Annotated in this window: 4 protein-coding genes; 1 reads left to right on the top strand and 3 read right to left on the bottom strand. The window is 50.4% G+C overall.

Annotated elements, in window-relative coordinates; all coding sequences use genetic code 11:
- Positions 1–54: 54 nt before the first annotated feature.
- From JUK32_RS00185 to JUK32_RS00195, 3 genes are all read right to left on the bottom strand, one after another.
- Positions 55–495, bottom strand: coding sequence for a hypothetical protein (locus JUK32_RS00185; RefSeq protein WP_204136858.1), 441 nt, complete (start codon positions 493–495; stop codon positions 55–57).
- Positions 496–1,025: 530 nt separating this feature from the next.
- Positions 1,026–1,445 (bottom strand): plastocyanin, encoded by a 420-nt coding sequence (gene petE, locus JUK32_RS00190; protein WP_204136859.1) that lies wholly within the window; start codon positions 1,443–1,445, stop codon positions 1,026–1,028.
- Positions 1,446–1,601: 156 nt separating this feature from the next.
- A complete protein-coding gene (locus JUK32_RS00195; protein ID WP_204136860.1) occupies positions 1,602–2,264 on the bottom strand; it encodes a hypothetical protein in 663 nt (220 codons plus the stop codon).
- Between the two features lie 223 nt (positions 2,265–2,487).
- On the opposite strand from JUK32_RS00195, the gene JUK32_RS00200 reads away from it, so the two are divergent.
- A complete protein-coding gene (locus tag JUK32_RS00200; RefSeq protein ID WP_204136861.1) occupies positions 2,488–2,844 on the top strand; it encodes a DUF6464 family protein in 357 nt (118 codons plus the stop codon).
- Positions 2,845–2,964 lie beyond the last annotated feature (120 nt).

Genomic DNA, 2,964 nt, shown 5'->3' on the forward strand with positions numbered 1-2,964 from the left:
GGGGAGTTCAGTCATGACCAAAGCCTAACATCCTCTGCTAGCTCATCGCTTGAGTCAACCTGGTTGAGCAATTACCATATAAGCAACCGCTAGATAAATGCCTGGCAAGATAAAGCAGAGGAAAGCCACACCAATTAAAAGGCCGCTCAAAATGGCGAGCACTAAAATCGGCAACGCGCGATTAAAGCCTTTGAAAAAGTCAGCAAATTGTGTGGGGCGATTGCGGGCAATTTGAAATGCCACAATGTAGATTCCAGGAATCAGTAAATTCATCAGAATGCTACTGACAATCCCGATGCCCCCCTGACCATCATCAAGATTGCCACTGCCCAATGGAAAGGGAAGAATGGCTGCAATAATTCCCAGACCTACGAAGGTTAATAAGGTAAAGCCAACGAACAGTAGGGCGTTTGACTTGAAGATTTCCCAGCCGCGACCGATGTAGTCACCTAGCTTAAAGGTGTAGTCGCGATCGCTAATATCAAATGAACTCATTGGTCTTGCGGTTGCTAAATTGTATTTGATTTAACCATATCTAAAGTTTGTTAAGACGCGAACAAGCTTTAGAAAAGTTTTGGCAAGTGGTTACACTGAGTATTTTTTGTTGCTTTTCTTCGCAAAATGGTGGTGCGATCGTGGTGTTGACAGGTTCGCTTGCCGATTAATTAACTAGAGACTGGCAGGATCCAAAATGGACATCAACTGTCGGTTTAGTGTTATGCAAAACTGCTGGCTAAATTTTGAAAGCGTCAATTCTTTCCTAAATGCCCTTTAAAACCGTTCAAAACCTCACATCATTATCGAGGAAACGGCGATCGCCCGCCGCTGCACCAGCTGAAAGTTGGACGAGGAAACAGGCCATTTCAGGAAACCTGACTGTGGGCTGCTGTATCTGATAATTGAGTTTAGACAACGACGGCAGAATGGCATATGAAAACAGCAAAAAGCCCCTCCGGTTGGGAGGGGCTAAAAATGAATCTCAAGATTCACCCGATTTAGCAAAAAGTGCTAAAAAGCGACCAAGATTAGCCTTCGACGGTAATGGTGCCGACCATGCCAGCGCCACGGTGAGGCGCGCAGAAATAGCCATAGTCACCAGCCGGCATGTCAGCGGTGAAAGTGGTGGAGTAGTTTTCGCCAGGGGCAAAGGTCAATTGGGAGTGGGAGATTTTATCTGCCAAATCCTTGTCACCCCCCGGGACTTGATTGGTATCAAAAATCACGTTGTGAGGTGCCATTTTGTTATTGACCCAAGTCACGGTATCGCCAGGCTGAACGGTGAGCTTGGCGGGCTCAAATATCAACAAGCCAGAATCAGAACCCATTTTGACTTCGTAGTCAGTCGCCATTGCCGGAGATGCAGCAATCGCAAAAGTTGTGAACACCATCATCAGAGCTAAGCAAGCCAAGCCAAAGCGGCGCATGGAGCGTGCAATCTGTTTCATATGAACCTCTAAACAGCTAATGTCTCTCGACTGTTAGTAGAAGTTTACCTTGAAGCGACCCAAACTACACCTCCTGTAAGCAGGAGATTTTGGCGGCACCGCCAATTGCTGACGCAGCATGAGGCGGCGACTCTGGAACTATTCATCAAGCAGATTTCACTCGGAGGGCATTTCCGAGTTGCCGATGTCGTCAAGGTCGGCAAAATCAAAGGTTTGTGCGGCAGCAATGTCTAGATCTTCTTCGTTCAACGTCGGCGCAGCAGTTGTTTCAAGGATTTCGTCGGCCGCCTCGTCAACATAAGTAATCGCGGGCAGTCCCGCCCCTTTTAACCCTTTGGCAATGCGGTCAGGGCTATGAGGAAACACGATGAACAGGGGGCGAATGGTGTTGGCTTCGTCGCTGAGCAGGTGTTGATAGCGGGCGGGCAATAGCCATTCGTAGCCGCGATCGAGCAATATCTGGGTTTGTCGCCAGCGCATTAACAAGTCGGAAAAATCTTCGTTGGGCCGATGGATGAATAGCAGCACTTCCACCCCAGTCTTGATTTTCCATTCGGGATCGCACATTAGCAGGGCGACATCGCAGGGCAGCAGCACCGACTCCCCCGCGTTGAGGTGCATGCCCGCGTGACCAGTCGGTTCCACTGGACGGCGGACTTTGATCACTGGGAGGGGCATGGTAACGACGCTTTCTTTGGGGCGGCGCATACTGGGAATAACTTCCAAATACGGTCGGTACTGCTTGAGTAGCGCGATCGCGCCATCGTAGGCACTACTTGCCGCAAGAAGGTTCTCGTAGTGAACCTGCTGGATAGTCATAGAAACTCCGGTCATTCGCCTTTGTGTCATCTTAGCCAACCCCTTTGGGGCATTGCCAATCCGGTGAGCGAGGGCGGCCAAGTTGCCGATCGCGAGTCATCTGGTCTGCCCTTATGATGAAGGGCATTATGCAGCGTTGGCGAAGTGGTGAGGCTCGGAGCCTTGCCACTACACCGAACTAAATGTCGTTGATACTGCGATCGCCCTGATCGCCCTCAACCTTATGGATCAGGCTTTGCCCCCAACCGAGTTGATTTTGAATCGGCCGCAGCGATCGCTGGGCCAGGTGCCACTCGACTGGATGCCCCAACCCGGCAATCAGATTACTCACGATGGGCAGATTTACACAGTGTTAGAGCGGCGGCATCGGTATCAGTTCTCGGCCAGTCGCTACCAACTACACAAAATCGATTTATACGTGCAATTAGCGACGGCGGCTGACGACAAAAGCTGGCTCGGCGATCGCTGGGTGATGGGTGACATCACTTGTGAATTTAACGCCCGCTCAGAACTGGTGCGCTGTGCCGTGAATCCCGATGGTCCTTGCCCTGGCTGTACTCACTATCAGAGCCGAGATTAAGAGGTAGAGGATTGCACTCCGGCCTCAAGCACATTCTCGACTAAGGGAACTGCAACTAAATAAAGTACCCGTTCAATCCGGTTTCGACTTCGCTCAACCTGCCAGTATCGAGAGTTGAGC

Origin of the sequence: Halomicronema sp. CCY15110 (genome assembly GCF_016888165.1) — a bacterium.
GTDB lineage: Bacteria > Cyanobacteriota > Cyanobacteriia > Phormidesmidales > Phormidesmidaceae > Halomicronema.

What these genes read in the sequence shown, in the direction of transcription:
- JUK32_RS00185 (WP_204136858.1), bottom strand. Translation starts at nt 495, where the DNA reads ATGAGTTCATTTGATATTAGCGATCGCGACTACACCTTTAAGCTAGGT.
- petE (WP_204136859.1), bottom strand. Translation starts at nt 1,445, where the DNA reads ATGAAACAGATTGCACGCTCCATGCGCCGCTTTGGCTTGGCTTGCTTA.
- JUK32_RS00195 (WP_204136860.1), bottom strand. Translation starts at nt 2,264, where the DNA reads ATGACTATCCAGCAGGTTCACTACGAGAACCTTCTTGCGGCAAGTAGT.
- JUK32_RS00200 (WP_204136861.1), top strand. Translation starts at nt 2,488, where the DNA reads ATGGATCAGGCTTTGCCCCCAACCGAGTTGATTTTGAATCGGCCGCAG.